The organism is Croceicoccus marinus (genome assembly GCF_001661675.2).
Taxonomy (GTDB): Bacteria; Pseudomonadota; Alphaproteobacteria; order Sphingomonadales; family Sphingomonadaceae; genus Croceicoccus; species Croceicoccus marinus.
Window position 1 is genome coordinate 2,900,160 of the sequence record NZ_CP019602.1, and the last position, 21,656, is coordinate 2,921,815.

20 protein-coding genes are annotated in these 21,656 nt (G+C 66.1%); 10 read left to right on the forward strand and 10 right to left on the reverse strand.

All coding sequences use genetic code 11. The features are described 5' to 3' along the window. Nucleotides 1-4: 4 nt before the first annotated feature. The 5 genes from A9D14_RS13770 to A9D14_RS13790 form a co-directional block, all read right to left on the reverse strand. Nucleotides 5-2,206, reverse strand: coding sequence for a GumC family protein (locus A9D14_RS13770; RefSeq protein WP_083987944.1), 2,202 nt, complete (start codon nucleotides 2,204-2,206; stop codon nucleotides 5-7). A gap of 15 nt (nucleotides 2,207-2,221) precedes the next feature. Continuing rightward, nucleotides 2,222-2,923 carry a polysaccharide biosynthesis/export family protein gene (locus A9D14_RS13775; RefSeq protein ID WP_066847535.1) on the reverse strand — a complete coding sequence of 234 codons (702 nt, stop codon included), beginning with the start codon at nucleotides 2,921-2,923 and terminating at the stop codon, nucleotides 2,222-2,224. Nucleotides 2,924-3,094: 171 nt separating this feature from the next. After that, nucleotides 3,095-3,928: an enoyl-ACP reductase FabI gene (gene fabI / locus A9D14_RS13780; protein ID WP_066847538.1), complete on the reverse strand. Its 834-nt coding sequence runs from the start codon at nucleotides 3,926-3,928 to the stop codon at nucleotides 3,095-3,097. A gap of 62 nt (nucleotides 3,929-3,990) precedes the next feature. Beyond that, nucleotides 3,991-4,878, reverse strand: coding sequence for a YihY/virulence factor BrkB family protein (locus A9D14_RS13785; RefSeq protein ID WP_332459772.1), 888 nt, complete (start codon nucleotides 4,876-4,878; stop codon nucleotides 3,991-3,993). 168 nt (nucleotides 4,879-5,046) lie between these two features. Continuing rightward, nucleotides 5,047-6,045: a DnaJ C-terminal domain-containing protein gene (locus A9D14_RS13790; protein WP_066847553.1), complete on the reverse strand. Its 999-nt coding sequence runs from the start codon at nucleotides 6,043-6,045 to the stop codon at nucleotides 5,047-5,049. 182 nt (nucleotides 6,046-6,227) lie between these two features. On the opposite strand from A9D14_RS13790, the gene pdxH reads away from it, so the two are divergent. Genes pdxH through A9D14_RS13805 form a run of 3 tightly spaced genes read left to right on the forward strand, consistent with a single transcriptional unit; the run spans nucleotide 6,228 to nucleotide 8,653 of the window. After that, a complete protein-coding gene (gene pdxH / locus A9D14_RS13795) occupies nucleotides 6,228-6,854 on the forward strand; it encodes a pyridoxamine 5'-phosphate oxidase (protein WP_066847555.1) in 627 nt (208 codons plus the stop codon). Between the two features lie 21 nt (nucleotides 6,855-6,875). Beyond that, nucleotides 6,876-7,859 carry a cation diffusion facilitator family transporter gene (locus A9D14_RS13800; protein WP_066847558.1) on the forward strand — a complete coding sequence of 328 codons (984 nt, stop codon included), beginning with the start codon at nucleotides 6,876-6,878 and terminating at the stop codon, nucleotides 7,857-7,859. Further along, complete coding sequence (locus A9D14_RS13805; RefSeq protein ID WP_066847561.1) at nucleotides 7,859-8,653, forward strand: PhzF family phenazine biosynthesis protein; 795 nt, start codon at nucleotides 7,859-7,861, stop codon at nucleotides 8,651-8,653. Before A9D14_RS13800 ends, A9D14_RS13805 begins: the two co-directional genes overlap by 1 nt. Here the strand turns inward: A9D14_RS13805 and A9D14_RS13810 are convergent. Beyond that, nucleotides 8,647-9,783 carry a serine hydrolase domain-containing protein gene (locus A9D14_RS13810; RefSeq protein ID WP_066847564.1) on the reverse strand — a complete coding sequence of 379 codons (1,137 nt, stop codon included), beginning with the start codon at nucleotides 9,781-9,783 and terminating at the stop codon, nucleotides 8,647-8,649. The two genes, A9D14_RS13805 and A9D14_RS13810, sit on opposite strands and share 7 nt — an antisense overlap. 45 nt (nucleotides 9,784-9,828) lie before the next feature. Between A9D14_RS13810 and A9D14_RS13815 the strand changes: the two genes are divergently transcribed. Next, nucleotides 9,829-10,179: a hypothetical protein gene (locus tag A9D14_RS13815; protein ID WP_232468612.1), complete on the forward strand. Its 351-nt coding sequence runs from the start codon at nucleotides 9,829-9,831 to the stop codon at nucleotides 10,177-10,179. 10 nt (nucleotides 10,180-10,189) lie between these two features. On the opposite strand, the gene mnmA is transcribed toward A9D14_RS13815, so the two are convergent. Next, nucleotides 10,190-11,338 carry a tRNA 2-thiouridine(34) synthase MnmA gene (mnmA, locus tag A9D14_RS13820; RefSeq protein ID WP_415877338.1) on the reverse strand — a complete coding sequence of 383 codons (1,149 nt, stop codon included), beginning with the start codon at nucleotides 11,336-11,338 and terminating at the stop codon, nucleotides 10,190-10,192. Between the two features lie 141 nt (nucleotides 11,339-11,479). Here mnmA and A9D14_RS13825 point away from each other — a divergent pair, with 141 nt between their 5' ends. The 6 genes from A9D14_RS13825 (at nucleotide 11,480) to A9D14_RS13850 (ending at nucleotide 18,854) form a co-directional block, all read left to right on the forward strand. Continuing rightward, a complete protein-coding gene (locus tag A9D14_RS13825) occupies nucleotides 11,480-11,983 on the forward strand; it encodes a hypothetical protein (RefSeq protein ID WP_157668238.1) in 504 nt (167 codons plus the stop codon). After that, on the forward strand, nucleotides 11,984-12,283 hold the full coding sequence (gene sciP / locus A9D14_RS13830) for a CtrA inhibitor SciP (RefSeq protein ID WP_066847570.1): 300 nt from the start codon (nucleotides 11,984-11,986) through the stop codon (nucleotides 12,281-12,283). Between the two features lie 99 nt (nucleotides 12,284-12,382). Then, the gene (locus A9D14_RS13835) at nucleotides 12,383-12,649 is read left to right on the forward strand and encodes a GlsB/YeaQ/YmgE family stress response membrane protein (protein WP_066847572.1); all 267 of its coding nucleotides are present in this window, start codon (nucleotides 12,383-12,385) and stop codon (nucleotides 12,647-12,649) included. Nucleotides 12,650-12,876: 227 nt separating this feature from the next. Continuing rightward, nucleotides 12,877-14,088: an efflux RND transporter periplasmic adaptor subunit gene (locus A9D14_RS13840; protein ID WP_066847575.1), complete on the forward strand. Its 1,212-nt coding sequence runs from the start codon at nucleotides 12,877-12,879 to the stop codon at nucleotides 14,086-14,088. 10 nt (nucleotides 14,089-14,098) lie between these two features. After that, complete coding sequence (locus A9D14_RS13845; protein WP_066847577.1) at nucleotides 14,099-17,569, forward strand: efflux RND transporter permease subunit; 3,471 nt, start codon at nucleotides 14,099-14,101, stop codon at nucleotides 17,567-17,569. A gap of 73 nt (nucleotides 17,570-17,642) precedes the next feature. Continuing rightward, entirely contained in the window at nucleotides 17,643-18,854 is a 1,212-nt protein-coding gene (locus A9D14_RS13850; RefSeq protein ID WP_066849269.1) for a DUF445 domain-containing protein, read from the forward strand. Between the two features lie 12 nt (nucleotides 18,855-18,866). On the opposite strand, the gene A9D14_RS13855 is transcribed toward A9D14_RS13850, so the two are convergent. The 3 genes from A9D14_RS13855 to A9D14_RS13865 form a co-directional block, all read right to left on the reverse strand. Further along, nucleotides 18,867-19,790, reverse strand: a complete 924-nt coding sequence (locus A9D14_RS13855) for an energy transducer TonB (RefSeq protein WP_157668239.1) — start codon at nucleotides 19,788-19,790, stop codon at nucleotides 18,867-18,869. 126 nt (nucleotides 19,791-19,916) lie between these two features. Beyond that, entirely contained in the window at nucleotides 19,917-20,846 is a 930-nt protein-coding gene (locus A9D14_RS13860) for an electron transfer flavoprotein subunit alpha/FixB family protein (RefSeq protein WP_066847582.1), read from the reverse strand. Between the two features lie 24 nt (nucleotides 20,847-20,870). Continuing rightward, entirely contained in the window at nucleotides 20,871-21,617 is a 747-nt protein-coding gene (locus A9D14_RS13865; protein WP_066849275.1) for an electron transfer flavoprotein subunit beta/FixA family protein, read from the reverse strand. Nucleotides 21,618-21,656 lie beyond the last annotated feature (39 nt).

Genomic DNA, 21,656 nt, shown 5'->3' on the forward strand with positions numbered 1-21,656 from the left:
CGGCTCAGGCTTCTGCCCGGTCGTGGCCGCCATAGCTGTAATAGTCATGGTAGCCGTATGACGAATAGCTGCCCTGGCTGAAGTCGTACTTGGTCAGCACCACGCCAAGGATGTTCGTGCCCGCGCCCAGCAGGCGCCGGATAGAGGCCTTGGCCTGCCCCTGCGAGCCGGCATGCGCCTCGACCACATAGAGCACGCCGCCCGCGGCGGAGGCGAGCTGCGGCGCGTCGGCAAGGCCCAGCACCGGCGGCGCGTCGATCACGATGACGTCGAACCGCTCGCGCAGCTGGTTGAACACGCGGTCCAGCGTGTCGGCGCTGAGCAGCCGCGGGGGCGAGGGCGGGATCGGCCCGCTGGGAATGACCGACAGATTGTCGACATCGGTGGGCTTCACCGCCTCGGGCACAAGCGTCGGGCTGGTCAGCAGGGTGGAGAACCCGGCCTTGTTGTCGAGGTGGAAATTGTGATGCACCGACGGGCGGCGCATGTCGGCATCGACCAGCACGGTGCGGCGGCCAGACTGCGCGAATTCGCGGGCCAGCGCCTCGGAGGTGGTGGACTTGCCCTCTGCCGGGCGGGTCGAGGTGACCAGCAGCGTCTGCGGCAGCCCGTCGCGGGTCGACAGTTCCAGCGCGGTCCGCAGCGCATAGATCGATTCCGACATGGGCGAATGCGGATCCAGCATCTCGGTCTCGGCATCGGCATTGGCCGGCTTGGGCGTGATGCCCAGCACCGGCAGGCCCAGCTTGCGCTCCACATCCTCGGACGAGCGGATCGAATCGTCCAGTCGCTCGCGCGCGAAGGCGATCGCGGCGGCCAGGCCGAAGCCGATCACCGCGCCCAGGAACGCGTTGATGAGCGGACGCGGCCAGATCGGCGCGGTCGGCACCTCGGCCCGGTCGATGATCAGGATATTGTTCGCGGTGATGCCGGCGGCCGCGTTCAGTTCGCGGAAGCGCTGCAGCAGCGCATCGTAAAGCGCGCGATTGGTATCGGCCTCGCGCCGCAGGATGGTGAGCTGGACGCCGCGGCTCTGCTCGCCCAGCGCGGCGCCGCGAAGCTCGTTCACGTTCGCCATCAGGCTGCGTTCCTGATTGACCGCGATGCGGTACTGGTCGCGGATCGCGTTGCGGACCTGCGTGGCCTGCGCCTCGATCTGGTCGTCCAGCGCCTCGACCCGCGCGCGCAGCTGGCGGACGGTCGGGTAATCGGCGCTGTGGCGGTCGCGCTCGCCCTCGAGCTCAGCCTGGACCTGCGCCTTTTGTGCCTGCAGCGTCTGGATCGAATTGTTGGCCAGCACGTCGCCCAGCCGCATCAGCGGCGTGGACTGTGCCTGCTGCCATTTCTGTTCGGCCAGGATGCGGTCGGTCTGCGCCTGCGCATAGGCCGCGTTCAGCGCTGCCAGGTTGGACCCCGTCAGCGTCTGGCCGCTGCCTTCCAGCTCGTTGCCGTTCTCGACATTGGTGATCCCGGTGCGCCGCGCATATTCGATCAGCGAGCGTTCGCTCTCCTCCAGCCGCTCGCGCGTCTGGCCCAGCTGTTCCTGCAGGAACTGCCGCGAATAGGCCGACATGTCGAAGCGGCGCTGCAGCGTGCTGGCGATGAATTCCTCGGCAAAGGCGTTGGTCACCTGCGCCGACAGCCGCGGGTTCGGGCTGTCGAAGCTGACGTCGACCAGCCGCGTGCCGCTGGTCAGCTCGATCGTCAGGTTCTGCTGCAGGATGTTGATGACCGCGCGCTGCCACGATCCCGAACCCGGCGTGGAGTCGGGCGGGGTGATCTCCATCTTCTCGAAGAACGAGGGGTCCTGGTAGAAATTGAGCGAGCGCGCGACGCGGTCCGCCAGCGAACGGCTGCGCAGCACTTCGACCTGCGTCTGCAGATAGACCTCCACATCGCCGCTGGCGGCGGGGTCCTGGTCTTCCGAACCCAGGATTTCCGGCCCCTGCTGGTCGATCTGCAGCGTCGCGACCGAGCGGTAGATCGGCGTCGACAGCAAGGCCAGCAGCAAGCCCGCGATGATGGCGACCGCGGTGATCCCGCCGATCAGCCAGCGATTGCGATACAGCGCGGCCCGGATCTCGCGCAGGTCGAGGTCGCCCTGCGAATGCTGGTCGGTCCGGTGCGCCTGCCCGTGCGCGGCGGGATCGACGGCGTCGTCGCCCGCGAAACGGTCGTGGTTCAGGATGGCGGCTTCCTTGTTCATGTCAGCGCGATCCGATCAATTGTACAGCGGCCGGAAGACGGCGAAGATCGGCACGATCTGGCGTATGTCTCGCCATACGGCCTTGGCCTCGGACAGGCCGACGACGACGACGTCGTTGCCCAGGATGCGCGGGTCGGCCATCGCGCCGCTGCGGATGGCGTTGACGTCGAAGCGTGCCGCCATGCGCTGGCCGTCGATGGTGCGGAAGATCACCACCTCGTCCATCTTGGCGATCTCGTTCTCGCCGCGCGCCAGCGCGATCGCTTCCAGCAGCGTGGTGCTGTTGCGGATGTCGTAGACGCCCGAGATATTGACCTGTCCGGTGACGACCACCTTGCGCTCGGCCGAATTGACGACCGAGACCGATACTTCGGGGCGTTCCAGCAGGCGTCCGCGATAGGAGTCCTCTATCCGCGCGGCAAGCTGTTCGGTGGTCATCCCCTCTACCGTCATCGACCCGATGCCGGGCACGCCGATCTGCCCGCTGCGATCGACCTTGACGCTTTCGACCGACAGCTCGGGCTCGAAGAAGGTGTTGATGCTGATCGTGTCGTCGGGGCCGATGCGATAGGGCGCGGCAGCCTCTACCTGCGCGGCGCTGCCCATGACTTCATAAGCGTTCTGTCCGGCTGCGACGGATTCGACGGGCGGATACCCCTTTGCGCAACCGGCAAGGCTGACCGCGACTGCCGCAAGCGGCAACGTCTTTCGAAGCACGGAATTCCTCCAGTCGGTCCCTGGCCATCAGCTGGCCGCAAGCGTGGCGGGCGCCTGCACATCAGGGGGTATTTCATTGAAACATCGGGCAGGTGGCGTCAAGCAAGCTTCCACGGCGGCAACGACGCGCCGGATCGGACCGGCGCGCGCTCCCTTCACCTCGTCTCTTTGTCAGCTCAGCGCGATGTCGGGCGCGTCTTCCTGCTTCATCCCGACCAGATGATAGCCCGCATCGACGTGATGCACCTCTCCCGTCACGCCCGACGACAGGCCCGACAGCAGATACAGCGCCGATCCACCCACGTCGTCGATGGTGACGTTGCGGCGCAGCGGCGCGTTTAGCTCGTTCCACTTCAGGATGTAGCGGAAGTCGCCGATCCCGCTGGCGGCCAGCGTCTTGATCGGCCCGGCGGAGATCGCGTTCACGCGAATGTTCTCCGGCCCCAGGTCGTTCGCAAGATAGCGCACGCTGGTTTCCAGCGCGGCCTTGGCGACGCCCATCACGTTGTAGTGCGGCACGACCTTCTCGGCCCCGTAATAGGACAGGGTCAAAACGGATCCGCCATTCGGCATCATCGCCCGCGCGCGGCGCGTCACCGCGACCAGCGAATAGGCCGAGATGTTCATCGTCATCACGAAATTGTCGAGGCTGGTGTCGACATATTTGCCGCGCAGCTCGTTCTTGTCGGAAAAGCCGATGGCGTGGACGACGAAGTCGATCGTCTCCCACCGCTGCTTCAGCGCGGCGAACGCCTCGTCCAGCCGGTCCATGTCGGACACGTCGCATTCGATCAGGAAATCGCTGCCCAGGCTTTCCGCCAGCGGGCGCACGCGCTTTTCCAGTGCCTCGCCCTGATAGCTGAAAGCCAGTTCGGCGCCTTGCGCGGCCAGTGCCTTCGAAATGCCCCAGGCCAGCGACTTGTCGTTGGCAAGGCCCATGATCAGGCCGCGCTTGCCCTTCATCAGGGTGCCTTCGGGGATGGTGTGTGCTGTCGTTTCGCTCATGTTCTCGATCCGGCGATTGCGTCCGCGCTGTGCTGTTATCGTCTGGCGGATGGTTCTGTCGATTATTCCGACGTCATGTCGTCTTCACTGGTGCCGATCATGTCGCGCTCCTCCGGTGTCTCGGCAAGCGCGGCATTCAGTTCGGCCCCGACGACGAGCCCTAGCCCGACCAGCCAGAAAAAGAAAAGAGCGATCATCACCCCGGCAAGGCTTCCATAGGTCAGGTCATAGGAAAACAGCGATCGCAGCACCGAGGGCAGCGCGACCGTGACCAGCACCCACCAGCCCGTCACCAGCAGCGCGCCGGGCCATTTGGGATATTCGCGCTTGCGATAGGCGCTGGGCGTCAGCGCATAGAACAACAGATAGAGCGAGCCGAGCAGGCCGAGCCCGGGGATGAAGCGCGACAGCGCCAGCGTGCCGACCCAGGCGTCGGCCTCGGGAAACCAGGCCGCGATCACTTCCTGGGCGGCCGAAATGGCGAATTGCGCGGTCAGCGATGTCATCAGCAAAAGGACCGCGCCGATGATGATCCCTGCCGACAGCAGCCGGTATTTAAGGAAGCTGGCCGACGGCCGCGTGCCATAGGCCCGGTGCAGGATGTCGCGGATCGTCTCGACCAGGCTGCCCACCGTCCACAGCCCGAAGATCGCACCGACCCACAGCAGCCAGCCGGTCCGCGCGCTGACGACGTCGCGGGCGACCGGCTCGATCACGTCGGCCACCACCCGCGGCACCGCCACCAGGAAGGCGTTGATGGCGGCGGTCCGCTCGTCCGCCTCGCCCAGAAGCTGGAAGATGGCGGCGCCCAGGATGAAAAAGGGGAACAGCGAAAGGATCGCCAGATAGGCTAGGTTACCCGCATGGATAAAACCGTCCTGGTACACGCCGGTCCAGATGCGCTTGGCAATCTCGAACGCGCGGGTGCCGGGGCCGATTTCGCGCCGCACCGCGGCCAGCGACAGCGAATGGCGGTGGTGCAGCGCCGCGTGGCGCCTTGCCTCCGGCGTCAGGTTCGACCGGGCTTCGCCGGGTTGGGGCGGGGGCAGGTCCTGCTCTTCCGGAATGCGATCGGTCCTTCGGCGTTGCGGAGGGGGCGGGGCGGAGGGGGCGGGGCGCTACTCGCTCAATCGGCTGCGAATATTGCGAATGTCCGTCCAACCCTCAAGCCGCCGCGCCAGTTCCGGATCCTGTTCGGGAAGGTCGATGGTCAATGTCACCAGCTGGTCGCCGCGCGACCCGTCCTTGCGGGTAAAGCCCTTGCCCTTCAGGCGCAGCACCTTGCCCGAACTGCTGCCCGGCGAGACCGTCAGCATCACCGCGCCCGACGTGGTCGGCACCTTGATCTTCGCGCCGTTCACAGCCTCGTCCAGCGTGATCGGCAGGTCGAGCCTGACGTCGTCGCCGTCGCGGCGGAAGAAGCGGTGCGCCTGTTCCACGATAGTGACGATGGCGTCGCCATTGCCCGCCGGTCCCGGATCGCCCTTGCCGGCCAGCCGCATCTGGGTACCGTCCTCGGCACCGTCGGGCAGTTTCAGGTCGATGGTCTTGCCATCGGCCAGGGTGATGCGCTGCTTTTCAAGGTTTGCGATGTCGGTCAGCGTGACCGCCAGCCGGTAATTGACGTTGGCGCCCTTGGTCGGCCGCCGCTGGGCGCCCGCAAAGCCGCCGCCCATTCCGCCGCCGCCCATTCCGCCGCCGCCCATTCCGCCGAACGGATTATCCTGTCCGCCGCGTGCGCGCCGCTGCCCGCCGCCGCCGAAGATCCCCTCGAACAGATCGGACAGGTCGACATCGTCGGTGCTGGCCCCCCCGCCCATTCCGCCAAACGGATTGCCGCCCGCCTGCCGGTACTGCCCGCCGCCGCGCTGGCCATAGCCGAACGGCATCTTGGGGTTGCCGTCCATGTCGATCTCGCCGCGGTCGAACTTGGCGCGCTTGTCCTTGTCCGACAGCAGATCATAGGCCTGCGTGATCTGCGAAAAACGGTCGGCCGCGCCCGGATTGTCCTTGTTGGCATCCGGGTGGAACTGCTTGGCCAGCTTGCGATAGGCCGATTTGATGTCCTGCTCGCTTGCACCGCGCGCAATGCCAAGGATCGAATAAGGGTCCGCCATGAACCGATAGCTAGGGTGCGCGGACGTTTCGTGCAATCCGGCTGACGCATATGTGCACCGACTGTCCCGTTGCCGTGCAAAAAGCGCCCCGTCCGCCCCCGCGCCTTTGCGCGATCGGCAAGGCTTTACTATGTTGAATGCGAAGCGGAGCGAATTCCGCACGAATTGATCGAGGACGAGACGTGGAACCCGAACTGCTGGCCGAAGACGCGATCCCTGCGGGCGACCCATTCGGCCTGTTCGGCGAATGGCTGGCCGAAGCGAAGGCGAGCGAGATCAACGATCCCACCGCCATGGCACTGGCAACCGCCAGTGCTGGCGGCGCGCCGTCGGTCCGCATGGTACTGCTGAAAGGGTACGGGGCCGACCTGGGGCAGGGGGGCGGCTTCGTCTTCTATACCAACCAGGAAAGCCGCAAGGCAGCCGAGATCGCGGCCAATCCGCAAGCCGCCCTGCTGTTCCACTGGAAGAGCCTGCGCCGCCAGATCCGGATCGAGGGGCAGCTGGAGCCGGTCTCCGCCGCCGATGCCGATGCATATTTCGCCAGTCGCGCACGCGATTCGCAGCTGGGGGCCCATGCCTCGGACCAGTCGGCGCCGATGGGCGACCGGCGCGAATTCCTGGATCGGTTCGAGGAAGTGCGCAAGCGTTATGAAGGCAAGCCCGTGCCGCGGCCCGCGCACTGGGGCGGCTATCGGCTGGTCCCGCAAGCGATGGAATTCTGGCACGACCGCCCGTTCCGCCTGCACGAACGCCGCCGCTTCACGCGCCGCGGCGGCAGCTGGGCCAGCACGCTGCTTTACCCGTAAGCGCGCCGCGCCGGACCTGACATGGACGCCCCCGCCACCGCCCCCCTCTCGCGCGAGGAGCGTTCGCGCCTGACGCGCAGCGCCGCCATCGCCAGCACCACCGTGGCGGCGCTGCTGCTGTCGCTCAAGATCTATGCCGCATGGCGCACCGGGTCCGCCGCGATGCTGGGCAGCCTGGCCGATACCGCGCTCGACATCATTGCCAGCCTGTCGACGCTGGTGGGGGTCTGGGTGGCTTCGCAGCCCGCGGACCACGACCACCGCTTCGGCCACGGCAAGGCCGAGGCGCTGACCGCGCTGGTTCAGGTGGTGCTGATCTCGATCTCTGCCGTTGGCATCGCGGCGCGCGCGGTCCAGCAATGGCTGGGCGGCGTTCGCCCGGAAGAGGCGGAGACGGGGATCGCGGTCTCGGTCATCGCGTTGCTGGCCACTTTCGCGCTGCTGGCGTGGCAGAGGCATGTCATCAAGCGCACCAGCAGCGTCGCGATCCGCACCGATCATGTCCATTACCAGTCCGACGTGCTGCTCAACCTAGGCGTGATCGCGGCGCTGGCACTGGATAGCTGGACCGGCTTTTCGGGCGCCGATCCGCTGTTCGCGCTGGCAATCGCGGGCTGGCTGGCATGGAACGCCTTCCAGGCCTCGCGCGAGGCGGTGGACAATCTGATGGACAAGGAATGGCCCGTCGAGAAGCGCGAGCGGCTGCTGGAGGTCATCCGCGGCACGCCGGGGCTGGAGGGCGTGCACGATCTGCGCACCCGCACCAGCGGCGACCGCGATTTCGCGCAGTTCCACGTGTGGGTGGATGGCGACATGACGGTGCGCGACGCGCATGACGTGATGGACCGCATCGAAGCCCAGCTCGAGCACGAGTTTCCCGGCACCGAGTTCCTGATCCACCCCGATCCCGACGGGCTGCGCGAAGGCGGCGCCTATGCCTCGGTCGATCTGCTGGAAACCGGCCCCGACCCCGAATTGCTCCCACCGACAGAAGCGAGACCCTGATGCCCGCGATCCCTTACTGGCATGTCGATGCGTTCAGCAGCGCGGCATTCGGCGGCAACCAGGCCGCGGTGATGCTGTGGGAAGACGATTTTCCGCCCGACGAGATCATGCGCAGCATCGGCGAGGAGAACAATTTCGCCGAGACCGCTTTCGTGGTCCCGTGCGACACGCCCGAGGCCGACTGGCATTTGCGCTGGTTCACCCCCGAATGCGAGATTCGCCTGTGCGGCCATGCGACACTGGCGGCGGGCCATGTGCTATTGGAGCAGGGCGCGGGCAGTCCGGTCCGGTTTCTGACGCGGCAGGCAGGCGTGCTGACCGTGCAGCGGGGCGAAGGCGGCTATGAGCTGGCGCTGCCCGCCATCGCCACCATGCCGGGCGAATGGCCCGAGGCCGTCGCGGCGCTGGGTGCTGGCCCGCAACTGATCCGCCGCTCCCCCGATGGATACAATGTGTTCCTGTTCGAGAGCGAGGCGGCGGTGCGCGCGCTTGCGCCCGACTTCGGCGCGCTTGCGGCCATGGGCGACCACCAGTTCATCTGCACCGCGCCCGGAAATGACACCGATGTGGTCAGCCGCGTGTTCGTCCCCGGCGCGGGCGTGCCCGAGGACAGCGTCACCGGATCGGCCCATGCTGTGTTGACGCCGTTCTGGGCCGAGCGGCTGGGCCGAAGCGAGTTCACCGCGTATCAGGCCTCGCGCCGCGGCGGCCTGCTGACCTGCAGGCTCGATGGCGCCACCGCCTGGCTGGGCGGCCCCTGCGTGACCGTGGTGGAGGGCATGTTCCGCTATTGAGCGGGAAACAGCTCGGCCAGGGAAAGCATCCGGTCGTTCAGAGCAGCCTGCTGCTCGGCCGAGCTATAGCCCAGCCGGACCACCGTCAGCCTGCGCGACGGGATGACCAGTATATATTGCCCCCGGTGGCCCAGCGCCGCGACCGCATCCTGCGGTCCGCGCCCGCCGAAGACGACTTCGTTGCGGCCCTCTTCCCTTGCCCGGTTGCGCCACAGATGCGCGCCATAGGCGCCGTCCGCCGGATTGCTGCCGCCCATGAAGGCGATCCAGCCGCGCGGCACGATGCGCACGCCGTCCGCGACGCCGCCCTGCCGGATCAGCTCGCCGATCTTCGCCCAGTCGCCGGCGCCCGCATGGAACATCGCGCCGCCGATCAGCGTGCCGGTCGCATCATATTCGCCGCGCATGCTGGACAGGCCCAACGGTTCGTAGAGGCGGCTTTCCAGCCAGCCCTGCATTGCCGCCTGCCGCGCCTGCGGATCCTCGCTCTGCGTCAGCGTGCGCGCGGCGATGTCGGAGAGGATCTGCGTTTCCGCGGTGGAATAGGCGTATTGCGTGCCCGGATCATGGTCGAGCGGCTGGGTCAGCGCGTAATGCGCCATGTCGTCGCGCCCGTCGCGATAGAGCATGCGCGCGGTGTCGCTGGCATAGGCAGGGTCGGCGATCTCGGCATGGCGAAGGCCCGACCGCATCTGCAGCAGATGGCGCAGGGTTATCGACCCGCGCGGATCGCCGGGCCGCTGCCAGCGCTCCACCGGCGCAGGCGCGTCAAGCGCGAGCGAACCGTCGGCGACCATCATGCCGATCATCAGCCCGGTGACCGTCTTCGACAGCGACCAGCCAAGCTGCGGCGTGTCCGCCGTGAACCCCTCGCCATAGCGCTGCGCCACGGGCTCGCCGTCGTACAGCACCAGCAGCGCGCGGGTTTCGCCCACCGCTTCCGCGTCGAACAGCCCGTCCACCGCATAGGCGAGCGCGGTGCGATTGGCCCCGTCCGTCTGACGCACGGCGGCCAGCGATTCGTCCGATGGCGGCGCGACTTCGCGATCCGCCGAGGATCCGCAGGCGGACAGCGATAAGGCGGCGGCAAATGCGATCAGCCACTTGTGGCGGGAAAGGGCGCAGGGCATCAGGCGCGTCTGATCCGCCCGCGCCCGATGAAAGGCAAGATTGAAGTGAGCAGCCCTGTGGAAACGAAGCGGCGCGGCTGGCGCGGGCTGTGGCTGGCGGTGCCGGTCGTGGCGGTGCCGACGCTGGGCTGGGTGGCGGCGACCCGCGGGCCGGGCCTTGCCGAACAGGCGCAGGCGGGCACTGATTTCGGCGCGCGGATCGCCTGTTCGTGCCATTTCGTCGAGGGGCGGCCCATCGACCAGTGCCGTGCCGATTTCGAACCGGGCATGACGATGGTCAGGCTTTCGGTCGAGGAGGAAACGCAGGCGGTGACCGCCAGCGTGCCGATGCTGGCATCGACGCGCGCGACCTATCGCGAGGGCTGGGGCTGTCTGCTGGAGCCGTGGGACGGCTAGGGCTGGGGGCTCAATCGGCCGCGAACGTCTCTTCGATCCAGCCGCCGCCGACGACGCGGTCGCCAGCATAGATCACCGCAGCCTGCCCCGGCGCGACGCCATATTCGGGCTGCGCGAAGCGGATCAACACTTCGCCTCCGCCGCCGATCGCGCCGTCCAGCGTGACCGGCACGGGCTTCGCCAGCGATCGGACCTTGGCGGTCAGCCCCCCTGGCGGAACGGGGCCGATGCGGTTGGTTTCGGCCACGCGCATCGCGCCGACGGCCAGCAGGCGTTTCGGTCCCACCACCACGGCATTGTTTCCGGCATCGATCCGGATGACATAAAGCGGTTCGGGCTGGCCGCCGATCTCGATCCCGCGGCGCTGGCCGACCGTGTAGTGCACGATGCCGCGATGGCGGCCCAATGTCTCGCCGGTTTCGGCATGCACGATGTCGCCCGTATCCCCCGCCTCGGGCCGCAGCTTCTTGACCAGCGAGGCGTAATCGCCGTCGGGCACGAAGCAGATGTCCTGGCTGTCGGGCTTGGCGGCAACGCCAAGGCCCAGCGTCTGCGCGATGCGGCGCACGTCCACCTTGGGCAGGCCGCCCAGCGGAAAGCGCAGGAAATCCAGCTGGTCCTCGGTCGTGGCATAGAGGAAATAGCTCTGGTCGCGGGCCGGGTCGTGGGCGCGGTGCAGTTCGGGGCCGGCGCTGCCCATCACGCGGCGCACGTAATGGCCGGTGGCAAGGCAATCCGCTCCCAGTTCGCGCGCCATCCTGAACAGGTCGGTGAACTTGGGTCCCATGTTGCAGCGGATGCAGGGAATCGGGGTGCGGCCCTGCAGATATTCGTCGGCGAACCCGTCGATCACGCTTTCGCGAAAGCTGCTTTCATGGTCGAACACGTAATGCGCGATGCCAAGCCGGTCGGCCACCGCGCGTGCATCGCGAATGTCGTCGCCAGCACAGCACGCCCCCTTGCGCTTTACCGCCTCGCCATGGTCGTAGAGCTGCAGCGTGACGCCGATCACCTCGGCCCCGGTCTGGGCAGCCAGCGCCGCCACGACAGAGGAATCGACGCCGCCCGACATGGCGACGACGATGCGCCGGGCCTGCATCGGGCCGGGCAGGTCGAAAAGGGCGGCCGGATCGAGCGACTCGCCGGCGTAATCGGTCATCGGGGCATTCATGATGCGACAGCCCATACACGGCGGCGGCCGGCTGATAAACCGTCGAGGCAGCCGGTTTCGGAAACGCCTAGGCGCTTTACAGGATGCGCCTTTACGATTTGTTGACCAACTGCGGCCATGCTGACAGCCATGTTCGCTAGATTCCCCAATTTGCCCGCGACGGACCGGACGGGATCGCCCCGTACGGAAGGCGCGGCGGACGGGGCGGCGCGCGAGACGGCGGGCGGGGGCGATGGCGACGTGCCGGACGGCAAAGCGCATGACATGGCCGGTCACGGGGCGCGGCTATTGGACTGGCACTCGCTGCGCGCCAGGCTGAGCGCCGAGCGCGACCTGCGCGGCGCCATGCGGGGAGAGAACGAGGCGATGGCCGGCTGGATCCGCGCCGAGGGCAGTTTCGACCCGCGTGCGGCGGAAGCGCTGTTCGGCCACGGGCATGTCGACCAGAATCCAGCCTATTCAACCATCTACGGATCCGGCCATGCGACAAGTTCCTGGCCGGACGACAAAAATTCCGGACTTTCCGGGTCTCGTTTACCCGATCCTAAGCCTTCGAGATTTAACGATGGGTCGGGATGCAGCAGGCCGATATCTGGCGGCGGTTCGGCATCCGGCATGAATATCGAGGACTAGATGATCGAGAACCAGGACATCAGGCCATCAATGGTGATCGGACCGCTTGGCGAACCGCTCACGATTGACGACCTGCCCCCTCCTTCCACCAAACGATGGATCGTTCGCCGCAAGGCGGAAGTTGTCGCCGCGGTGAACGGCGGCCTGTTGTCGATCGATGACGCCTGTGCACGCTATGACCTGACGCTCGAGGAGTTTGCTTCGTGGCAGCGGGCCGTGGAGCGGTCGGGCATGAAAGGGCTGCGCGTTACCCGGATCCAGCATTATCGCGATCTTTACGAGCGCCAGATGAAATACTGATTCCCGCCGATGTAATATCCTTGCCAGAAACGTTAGGGTGCCCCGGAACATCCGGGTAACGCAGCCGTTCTGCTCCCAACAATTGGAAGGAGAACTGCCATGGGTTGGATTATCGCACTTATCGTGGGCGGTGTGGCCGGCTGGCTTGCCAGCATGGTCATGAACCGGGATGCCTCGATGGGCATCTTCTGGAATATCGTCGTAGGCTGCATCGGTTCGCTGATCGGCAACGCACTGGCCGGACCGCTGCTTGGCGTGGGCGGAAGCGTTCAGGAATTCTCGCTTGTCGGACTGATCATCGCCTTCATCGGTGCGGTCGTTCTGCTTGCGATCGTTAACCTGATCCAGCGTGGCCGTGTCCGCTAAACACCGGACGAACGACTGATTCCGCTCTGCGAAACGCAATTGTTTCGCAGCGCGGCAAGTGATAACAGCCGAAATCAACGATGGGCTCCGTGGTGACTGCGGGCCCATCGTTTCGGCGTAAGTGCTCCGGTTCTGGAACGGGCGCCCAAGCCTTCGACCGCCAACCGACGGGAACGGTCGGCGTGTTCTCATAGCCGCCTTGGACGGGTGGCAGCAGGCGACCGATCATGAACTACGACAGGTCCATAGCGACTGAAGGGGCGATTCCAGCGATGCATGACCGGGTGGCCGACAGCGACCTATCCGAATTCGGCACGCCCGAAGACGATGGCGGGCGCAAGAAGCGCCGCATCGTCATCATCATCGTCGCCGCAGCCGTCCTGGCCGCCGTGGTCGCCTTCCTCATCTGGCAAAGTTCCGCCGCGCCCGAACAGTCGGAAGCGCAGGTTCCCATCGTGACCGTCGCCATTCCCGGCAACACCAATGTCGCGGGCGAGATTACCGCGACCGGCACCCTGGGTGCTCGCCGCCCCATGCCCATCGGGTCGGTGGGCGAAGGCGGATCGGTCAGCAACGTGCTGGTGGATGCGGGCGACTGGGTCCGCGCGGGCCAGGTCCTGGCCGTCATCGACCGTTCGGTGCAGAGCCAGCAGGCAGAGGCGCAGGCCGCGCAGGTGCAGGTCGCCCGCGCCGATGCGGAACTGGCGCAGGCCAATCTCGACCGAGCGCTCAAGCTGGTCGATCGCGGATTCATCTCCACCGCCGACGTCGATCGCCTGACCGCGACGCGCGATGCCGCCGAGGCGCGCGTCCGCGTGGCGCAGGCGACGTTGGGCGAATTGCGCGCCCGCAACGCGCGGCTGAGCATCGTGGCGCCTGCGGGCGGGCTGGTGCTGGAGCGCAATGTCGAGCGTGGGCAGGTCGTCGGCGCCGGCGGCACGCCCCTGTTCGTTCTTGCCCGCGGCGGCGAAATGGAATTGAACGCGCGGGTCAGCGAGAGCGATCTTGCCCGGCTGGCGGTCGGCGTTCCGGCCGAAGTCCGACCCGTGGGCAGCCAGGAGGTCTTCACCGGGCAGGTCTGGCAGCTTGCACCCACCATCGACGAAGCATCGCGCCAGGGCATCGCCCGCATCGCGATGCCCTATGACAAGGCGCTGCGGCCCGGCGGTTTCGCCACGGCCAGCATCAGGTCGGGTTCGGTGACCGCGCCGATCCTGCCGGAATCGGCGATCATGTCCGATGACGAAGGCAGCTTCGTCTATGTCGTGGGCAGCGACAACACGGTCGCCCGCCAGCGGGTGGAGCTTGGCGTGGTGACGGCCCAGGGCATCACCATCGCCAGCGGACTGACCGGCAGGGAACGCGTCGTGCTGCGCGCGGGCGGCTTCCTGAGCCCGGGCGATCCGGTCAAGCCCGTTACCGCCGACAGCGACGGCTGAGGGCCGGACGATGGATCTGCGCAACATCTCGGCCTGGTCGATCCGCAACCCGGTCGTTCCCATCGTGCTTTTCGCCGGGCTGATGCTGGCTGGCATCGTCAGCTTCATGCGGATGGAGGTGCAGGACCAGCCTGACATCGAATTCCCGATCGTCATCGTCACCATCTCGCAGCCGGGCGCCGCGCCGACCGAGATCGAGAACCAGATCACCCAGCTGGTCGAAGCCGCGGTCCAGAACGTCGAGGGCGTGGTCAACATCAACTCCACCACCAGCGAAGGCAATTCGCAAACGGTGGCGGAGTTCGAGATCGGCGCCGACGTCGCGCAAGCCGTGAACGAGGTGACTGCCGCCATCGACCAGATCCGCGGCGAACTGCCCGACGGCATCCTGGAACCGCGCGTATTCCGCGCGCAGACATCGTCGGAACCCATCGGCTATTTCGCGGTGGCGGCGCCCGACATGACGATCGAGCAATTGAGCTGGTTCGTCGACGACACGGTTACCAAGCGCCTGCTGTCCATTCCCGGCCTGGCCGAGATCAGCCGTGCGGGCGGCGTGGACCGCGAGATCCTGGTCGTGCTGGACCCGGCGCGCATGCAGTCACTGGGCGTGACCGCCAGCCAGGTGAACGCACAGCTTCGCCAGCTTAACGTCGATGCCGCTGGCGGCCAGGCCGAGGTGGCCGGCTCGCGACAGTCGGTGCGCGTGCTGGGCAATGCCGAAACCGCGTATGAGCTGTCGCAGCTGCAGATCCCGCTGGGCGGCGGCCGCACCGTCAGGCTGGCCGATTTCGCGACGGTCTCCGATCGCTATAGCGAGGTTACCTCGCTTGCGAAGGTGTCCGGCCGGCAGGTCGTCACCTTCTCGATCGCGCGTGCGCGCGGCGCCTCTGACGTCAGCGTCTTCGATGCCGCCATGGAACAGCTCGACCAGATCGCCGAGGAAAACCCCGGCGTGACCTTCGAGACGCTGTTCACCTCGGTCCCCTATACCAAGGCCCAGTACAAGAGCTCGATCCATGCCATGGTCGAGGGTGCCGTGCTGGCCGTGCTGGTCGTCTTCCTGTTCCTGCGAGACTGGCGCGCCACCATCATCGCGGCGCTGGCGATCCCGCTGTCGGCGATCCCGACCTTCTATTTCATGGACCTGCTGGGCTTCACGCTCAACTCGCTGTCGCTGCTTGCGCTGGGGCTGGTCGCGGGCGTGCTGGTGGACGACGCCATCGTCGAGATCGAGAATATCGTGCGCCACATGCGCATGGGCAAGAGCGCCTGGCAGGCGTCGATCGACGCCGCGGACGAGATCGGTCTGGCCGTGGTCGCCACCACCTTCTCGATCGTCGCGGTGTTCCTGCCGGTCGGGTTGATGGGCGGCGTTCCGGGGCAGTTCTTCAAGAATTTCGGCCTGACCGTCGTGGTGTCCGTGCTGATGAGCCTTGCGGTCGCGCGCATGATCACGCCGATGGTCGCGGCCTATTTCCTCAAGGCCAAGGGTCACGCCAGCCACGGCGAAGGCAGGCTGATGGACCGCTACATGAGCGTGCTGCGCTGGTCGCTCGACCACTCCAAGGCCGTCGCACATCGCCGGTCGCTGACGCGCGAGCCGGTGCATTTCAGCTCGGCCCTGTTGGAAATCCTGTTTACGCTGCTGGTGCTGGCTGCGCTGGTCGGCGGCCTCTATGTCGGCTTTACGTTCGTCTATGCCAAGCTCGACCTCACCGTAATCCTGCCGACCAATCCCGGCCCGTGGCTGCAACCGCTCGTCGGCCTGGCCAAGCTGGTGATCGAGGCAATCTTCTTCTTGGCGGTGATGGTCGTGCCGGCGATATTCGCCTTTGTCGCGGTCAAGCTATTGGGGCTGCTGTTCAAGCTGATGGGCGGCCATGTCGCGCGCTATCATGCCTATTACACCGGTCGGTGGTCGGCCCGGCTGCGCGATCACCGGTCGTGGATGGTCGGGATCGGCTTGGGATCGTTTATCTGGTCGGTCATGCTGATGATGTCCGTGCCGATGCAGTTCTTCCCCAATTTCGATTCGGACTTCAGCCGGATCCGCCTGGAAATGGTACCCGGCACCACTCTCGAACAAACCGAGGCGGTGATGGACCGCGTCGCGGGCATCGTGAACGAACGCCCCGAGGTTCGCAGCGCGCTGGTGCGCGTGAACGAGGGCAATGGCCGCATGTTCATCAACCTGCGCGAGGACCGCGAAAAGACCCAGCAGGAGTTCGAGCGCGAGCTGACCCCGATGCTGCAGAACATCCCCGATGCACGCGTCAGCTTCCAGGACAACCAGGGCGGCGGCGGAACGGGCCGCGCGATTTCTGTCATGCTGGCGGGATCCGATCCCGAACTGCTCGAAAGCACCGCGCGCGAACTGGCCGACCAGATGCGGACCATCCCCGGCACGGTCGCGCCGCGCGTGGAAGCCGATCTGCAGCGTCCCGAACTGATCATCCGTCCTCGCGCCGACCTGGCGGCGAGCCTTGGTGTGACGACCGCATCGCTCAGCCAGACGATCCGCATCGCCACGCTGGGCGATATCGACCAGAACGCGGCGCGCTTCTCGCTGTCGGACCGGCAGATCCCGATCCGCACGCGCCTGTCGGAAGATTCGCGGCGCGATCTGGACGTGATCCGCAACCTGCCGGTGCAGACCGCATCGGGCGGATCAGTTCCGCTGGAACGCGTGGCGGAAATCGGCTTCGGCTCGGGCCCCACGACGATCCAGCGCTATAACCAGCAGCGCCGCGTGTTCGTGGGCGCCGACCTGGCCCCGGGCGTCGCCAAGGGCACCGTGGACGAGGCCATTCAGCAACTGCCGATCATGCAGAACCTGCCGACAGGCGTGTCGAACGAGGCGTTCGGCGTTGACCAGTTCCAGGAAGAGATGCTCAGCTCGTTCAGCATCGCCCTTGCATCCGGCATCCTGCTTGTCTTCGCGGTGCTGGTACTGTTGTACCACCGCTTCATTTCGCCGCTGGTCAACATGGGTTCGCTTTTCCTCGCTCCGTTGGGGGGCATCATCCTGCTGATCCTGACGGGCTATGAACTGTCGATGCCGGTCTTCATCGGCATATTGATGCTGTTCGGCATCGTGGCGAAGAACTCGATCCTGCTGATCGATTTCGCGATCGAGGAAATGGCTGCCGGAGCCGGGCGCATGCAGGCCATCGTGGAAGCGGGCCACAAGCGCGCGCAGCCGATCGTGATGACGACGGTCGCGATGACCATGGGCATGATCCCGACGGCAGTCTCGCTGTCAGGCGATTCGGCCTGGCGGGCGCCGATGGGCATCATCGTGATCGGCGGCCTGATCCTGTCCACCTTGTTGACGCTGCTGATCGTGCCGGCGGGCTTCAGCCTTGCCGACGGGTTCGAAAAGCGCGTCGGCCCTGTGCTGCGCCGGCGTCTGCTGACCTATGATCCGTCGCATCGCGGCGAGGGCGGATCGCAACCCGACAGGCTGCCCGCCGAGTAGGCGGTAGCGAGATCCTTTGACGCAGCAGCCAGTCACCCACGCTATCGAGGAGCAGGTCGACCGCGGACAGACCATGCGGCGCGTGGCGACCGGCCTGCTGGTCCTGATGGCGATCATCTTCGTCATCGCCCGCAGCTTCGAGGAGCGCGTGTCCGGGCTGGATTTCGTCACCGCCTTTGCCGAGGCGGCGATGGTGGGCGCGCTGGCGGACTGGTTCGCGGTGACCGCCCTGTTCCGCCACCCGCTGGGCATTCCGATCCCGCACACCGCGATTATTCCGACCAACAAGGATCGCATCGCCGATTCCATGGCGCACTTCCTGCGATCGAATTTCCTGACCCCCGCAGTGGTCGCGCGGCGGATGCGCGCCATGAACGTGGCGCGTGCAGCAGGCGATTACCTCGCCGCGCCCCCGCGCGAGGCAGGGCCCGGCGTCCGCGCCGGAGCGACCGAACTGCTGGCACAGGCGCTGGAATCGCTCGACCCGCAAAGGCTGGGCGACCATGTCCGGCACGGCCTGGCGGCGCAGCTGGAACGGCTTGAGGTGTCGCCGCTGCTGGGGCAGATGCTGTCTGCCGCGATCGCCGACAAGCGGCACCTGCCGCTGCTTGAATCCATCGTGCGATGGGCCGGGCGGACGCTGGAGGCGAACGAGAGCCTGGTCCGGACCATGATCCACGACCGGGCCAATGCGCTGCTGCGCTTTACGGGGCTCGACGAACGGCTTGCCAATTCCGTGCTGGACGGACTGTACCGCCTGCTGGCCGAGATGCTGGTCGATCCCGACCATCCGCTGCGGACCAAGGTCGAGGAGGGGTTGGAGAAGCTGGCCCACGACCTCGTCCACGATCCGGAAACCCGCGCCAGGGTCGAGGGGATGAAGCAGGAGATGATCGGCAATCCCGCAGTGGTAGGCTGGTGGCAGGGCGTGTGGGAGCGCCTGCGCGGCAGCCTGATCGAAGCTGCACGCAATCCCGACAGCCAGCTGGGCGGCCAGTTCGCCGGAGCGCTGCAGGAACTGGGTGACGCGCTGCGCAGCGATGTGCGCCTGCAGTCGCAGGTCAACCGATTTGCCCGGCGCAGCGCGGTGGGCATCACCGGCCGCTATGGCGACCAGATCGTCCGGCTGGTGTCGGAAACGGTCAAGCGCTGGGACGCCACCACCATCACCCAGCGGGTCGAGGGCGCAGTAGGCCGCGACCTGCAGTTCATCCGGATCAACGGCACTTTGGTGGGCGGACTGGTCGGGCTGACGATCCATGCACTGGACGTCTGGGTGCTCTGACCGCCAGGGGGGTCAGCTCGGTATCATGTAGCGGATCGTGGTAAGGTGCCATGACCGCATTGGCCGGCCCTCGGCATCCAGCGCTGGACTATAACGCGCCGTGCCGCGAAACGCATCGCAGACCCCTTTTCCGAAATCATCGATGTTCGTGGTCCCAATGATGGTACACTCACCCACGCTGCCATTATCTTCGACGATCAGTCGTACGCGAAGGATCGCCATCCGCCGATCGGCCGGAGCCGCTGACGGGTACCGCGCCTGGATTTCGCGGGCCATCTTTTCTCCGCTTTCCTCGACCAGCACTGGAGGCATCGATCTTGCCCGGCTCGCATCGGGATCGAGTCCGATAGCGCCCATCAGATTATAGGTACAGTCGTTCAGCACCTTGAACACATTGGCCATGGCTCCGGTATTCAGGGCAAGATCGCGCCTTATCGAACCGGCGAATTCGATCCGCTCCATCGTGGCCAGCGCCTGTTGTTGGTCTTCAGGCAGGAAATTGCGGACGGGCCGTGGTTCGAAGTCGGACAGCGGCTCTGGATGAAAGGAAAGATTGCTGACGATGATGACATTGCCGTCGTCGACCGATCCTTGGTTCGCACTTGCTTCGGCGGAAACACCGGTGTCTGGACCGAGGCTGACTTTCAGCGGGAAGTTGACGGAACCGGCCCGCCAGCTGGGTGCCCGAAGCTTGGCGTGGTGCCCCAGCAACATCAGTTCCAGCGAGCTTGACGGCACGAATTGCGAAATCCGCAGGGCGATCGCGTCGTCGCCTTCACTAAAGCTGCGAACGATCGTGCACCGGTCGGGGGCAAAATTGACGAACCACCGTGACGTGGGATCAAGGACGATCGGGTCCTTGGCCAGCGCATCCACCGATGTGACGGACAGGCATAGTATGGAAAGGGCAGAAAGCCCCGATTTCAATTTGGACATTGCGACCCCCCGGACCATCGCCGCGAACCCGCGTCGATTCAGCCAAGCTATCGCAACTTGCTTTAAAAACAAGAAACCCGGCTGCAGATGGCCGGGTTTCCTGTCATTCAATATTTCGCAAAGCGTTCACAGCTTCCCGGTCAGCTCCGGCACCGCCTTGTAGAGGTCGGCGACGAGACCGATGTCGGCGACCTGGAAGATGGGTGCGTCCTCGTCCTTGTTGATGGCGATGATGGTCTTCGAATCCTTCATGCCCGCCAGGTGCTGGATCGCGCCAGATATGCCGATGGCGATGTAGACTTCGGGCGCGACGATCTTGCCGGTCTGGCCGACCTGGTAGTCGTTGGGGACATAGCCTGCGTCGACCGCGGCGCGCGATGCGCCCACGCCCGCACCCAGTCTGTCGGCGAGCGGCATGATGATCTGCTCGAACGTCTCGCCGTCCTTCAGCGCGCGGCCGCCCGAGACGATGATCTTGGCAGATGTCAGCTCGGGCCGCTCGCTCTCGGCCAGTTCGGCGGACACGAAGCTGGACTTGCCGGTGTCGCCCGTGCTGGCGACCGCTTCGATCTCGGCGGATCCGCTTGTCGCTTCGGCCTTGTCGAAGGCGGTGCCGCGTACGGTGATGACCAGCTTGGCGTCCGTGCTCTCGACCGTGGCAATGGCGTTGCCCGCATAGATCGGGCGGGTGAAGCTCTTCTCGCCCTCGACCGACAGGATGTCGCTGATCTGCATCACGTCGAGCAGCGCCGCCACGCGCGGGGCGATGTTCTTGCCGGTGGTGGTGGCGGGGAACAGCACCGCGTCATGGTGATCCATCAGCCCCTTAATCAGCGGCGCGACATTCTCGGCCAGCTGGTGTTCGTAGGCCGCGTCATCCGCGACATGGACCTTGCCCACGCCCGCGATCTTGCTTGCGGCTTCGGCGACCGCGCTGCAGCCCGCGCCCGCGACCAGCAGGTGCACCTCGCCCAGCTTCGATGCCGCCGTTACGGTTGCCAGCGTCGCATCGCCCAGATGTGCATTGTCGTGATCGACATAAACAAGCGTCTTCATGATCTCTTTCCTTCCCGGGATCGCTTACGCGACGCCCATGGCCTTCAGCTTGGCGACGAGTTCATCGACATCGGCGACCTTCACGCCCGCCTGCCGCACCGGCGGTTCGGACACCTTCAGCGTCTTCAGGCGAGGCGCGATGTCGACGCCGTAATCGGCCGGCGTCTTCGTCTCCAAGGGCTTCTTCTTCGCCTTCATGATGTTGGGCAGGCTCGCATAGCGCGGCTCGTTCAGGCGCAGATCCGTCGTGATGATCGCGGGCGTCGACAGGCGCACCGTCTCGAGCCCGCCGTCGACTTCGCGCGTCACCTTCACGTGGTCGCCGTCCATCTCGACCTTCGATGCGAACGTGCCCTGCGGCAGCTCCATCAGCGCGGCCAGCATCTGGCCCGTCTGGTTGCTGTCGTCGTCGATCGCCTGCTTGCCCAGGATGATCAGGCCCGGTTCGACTTCCGCAGCCACCGCCTTCAGGATCTTGGCCACCGCGAGAGGCTCGACCTCGTCATCGGTCTCGACCAGCACCGCGCTGTCCGCGCCCATCGCCAGCGCCGTGCGCAATGTCTCCTGCGCCTTCGCAGGCCCGATGCTCACCGCCACGATCTCGTCAATCGCGCCCGCTTCCTTCAGGCGGATCGCTTCCTCGACCGCGATCTCGTCGAACGGGTTCATGCTCATCTTCACATTCGCAAGATCGACACCGGAACCATCCGCCTTCACGCGCGGCTTCACATTGTAATCGATCACCCGCTTTACCGGGACCAGGGCTTTCATGAAGGTTTCTCCCATCGATAGGTTTGGCGACCGGGCCGA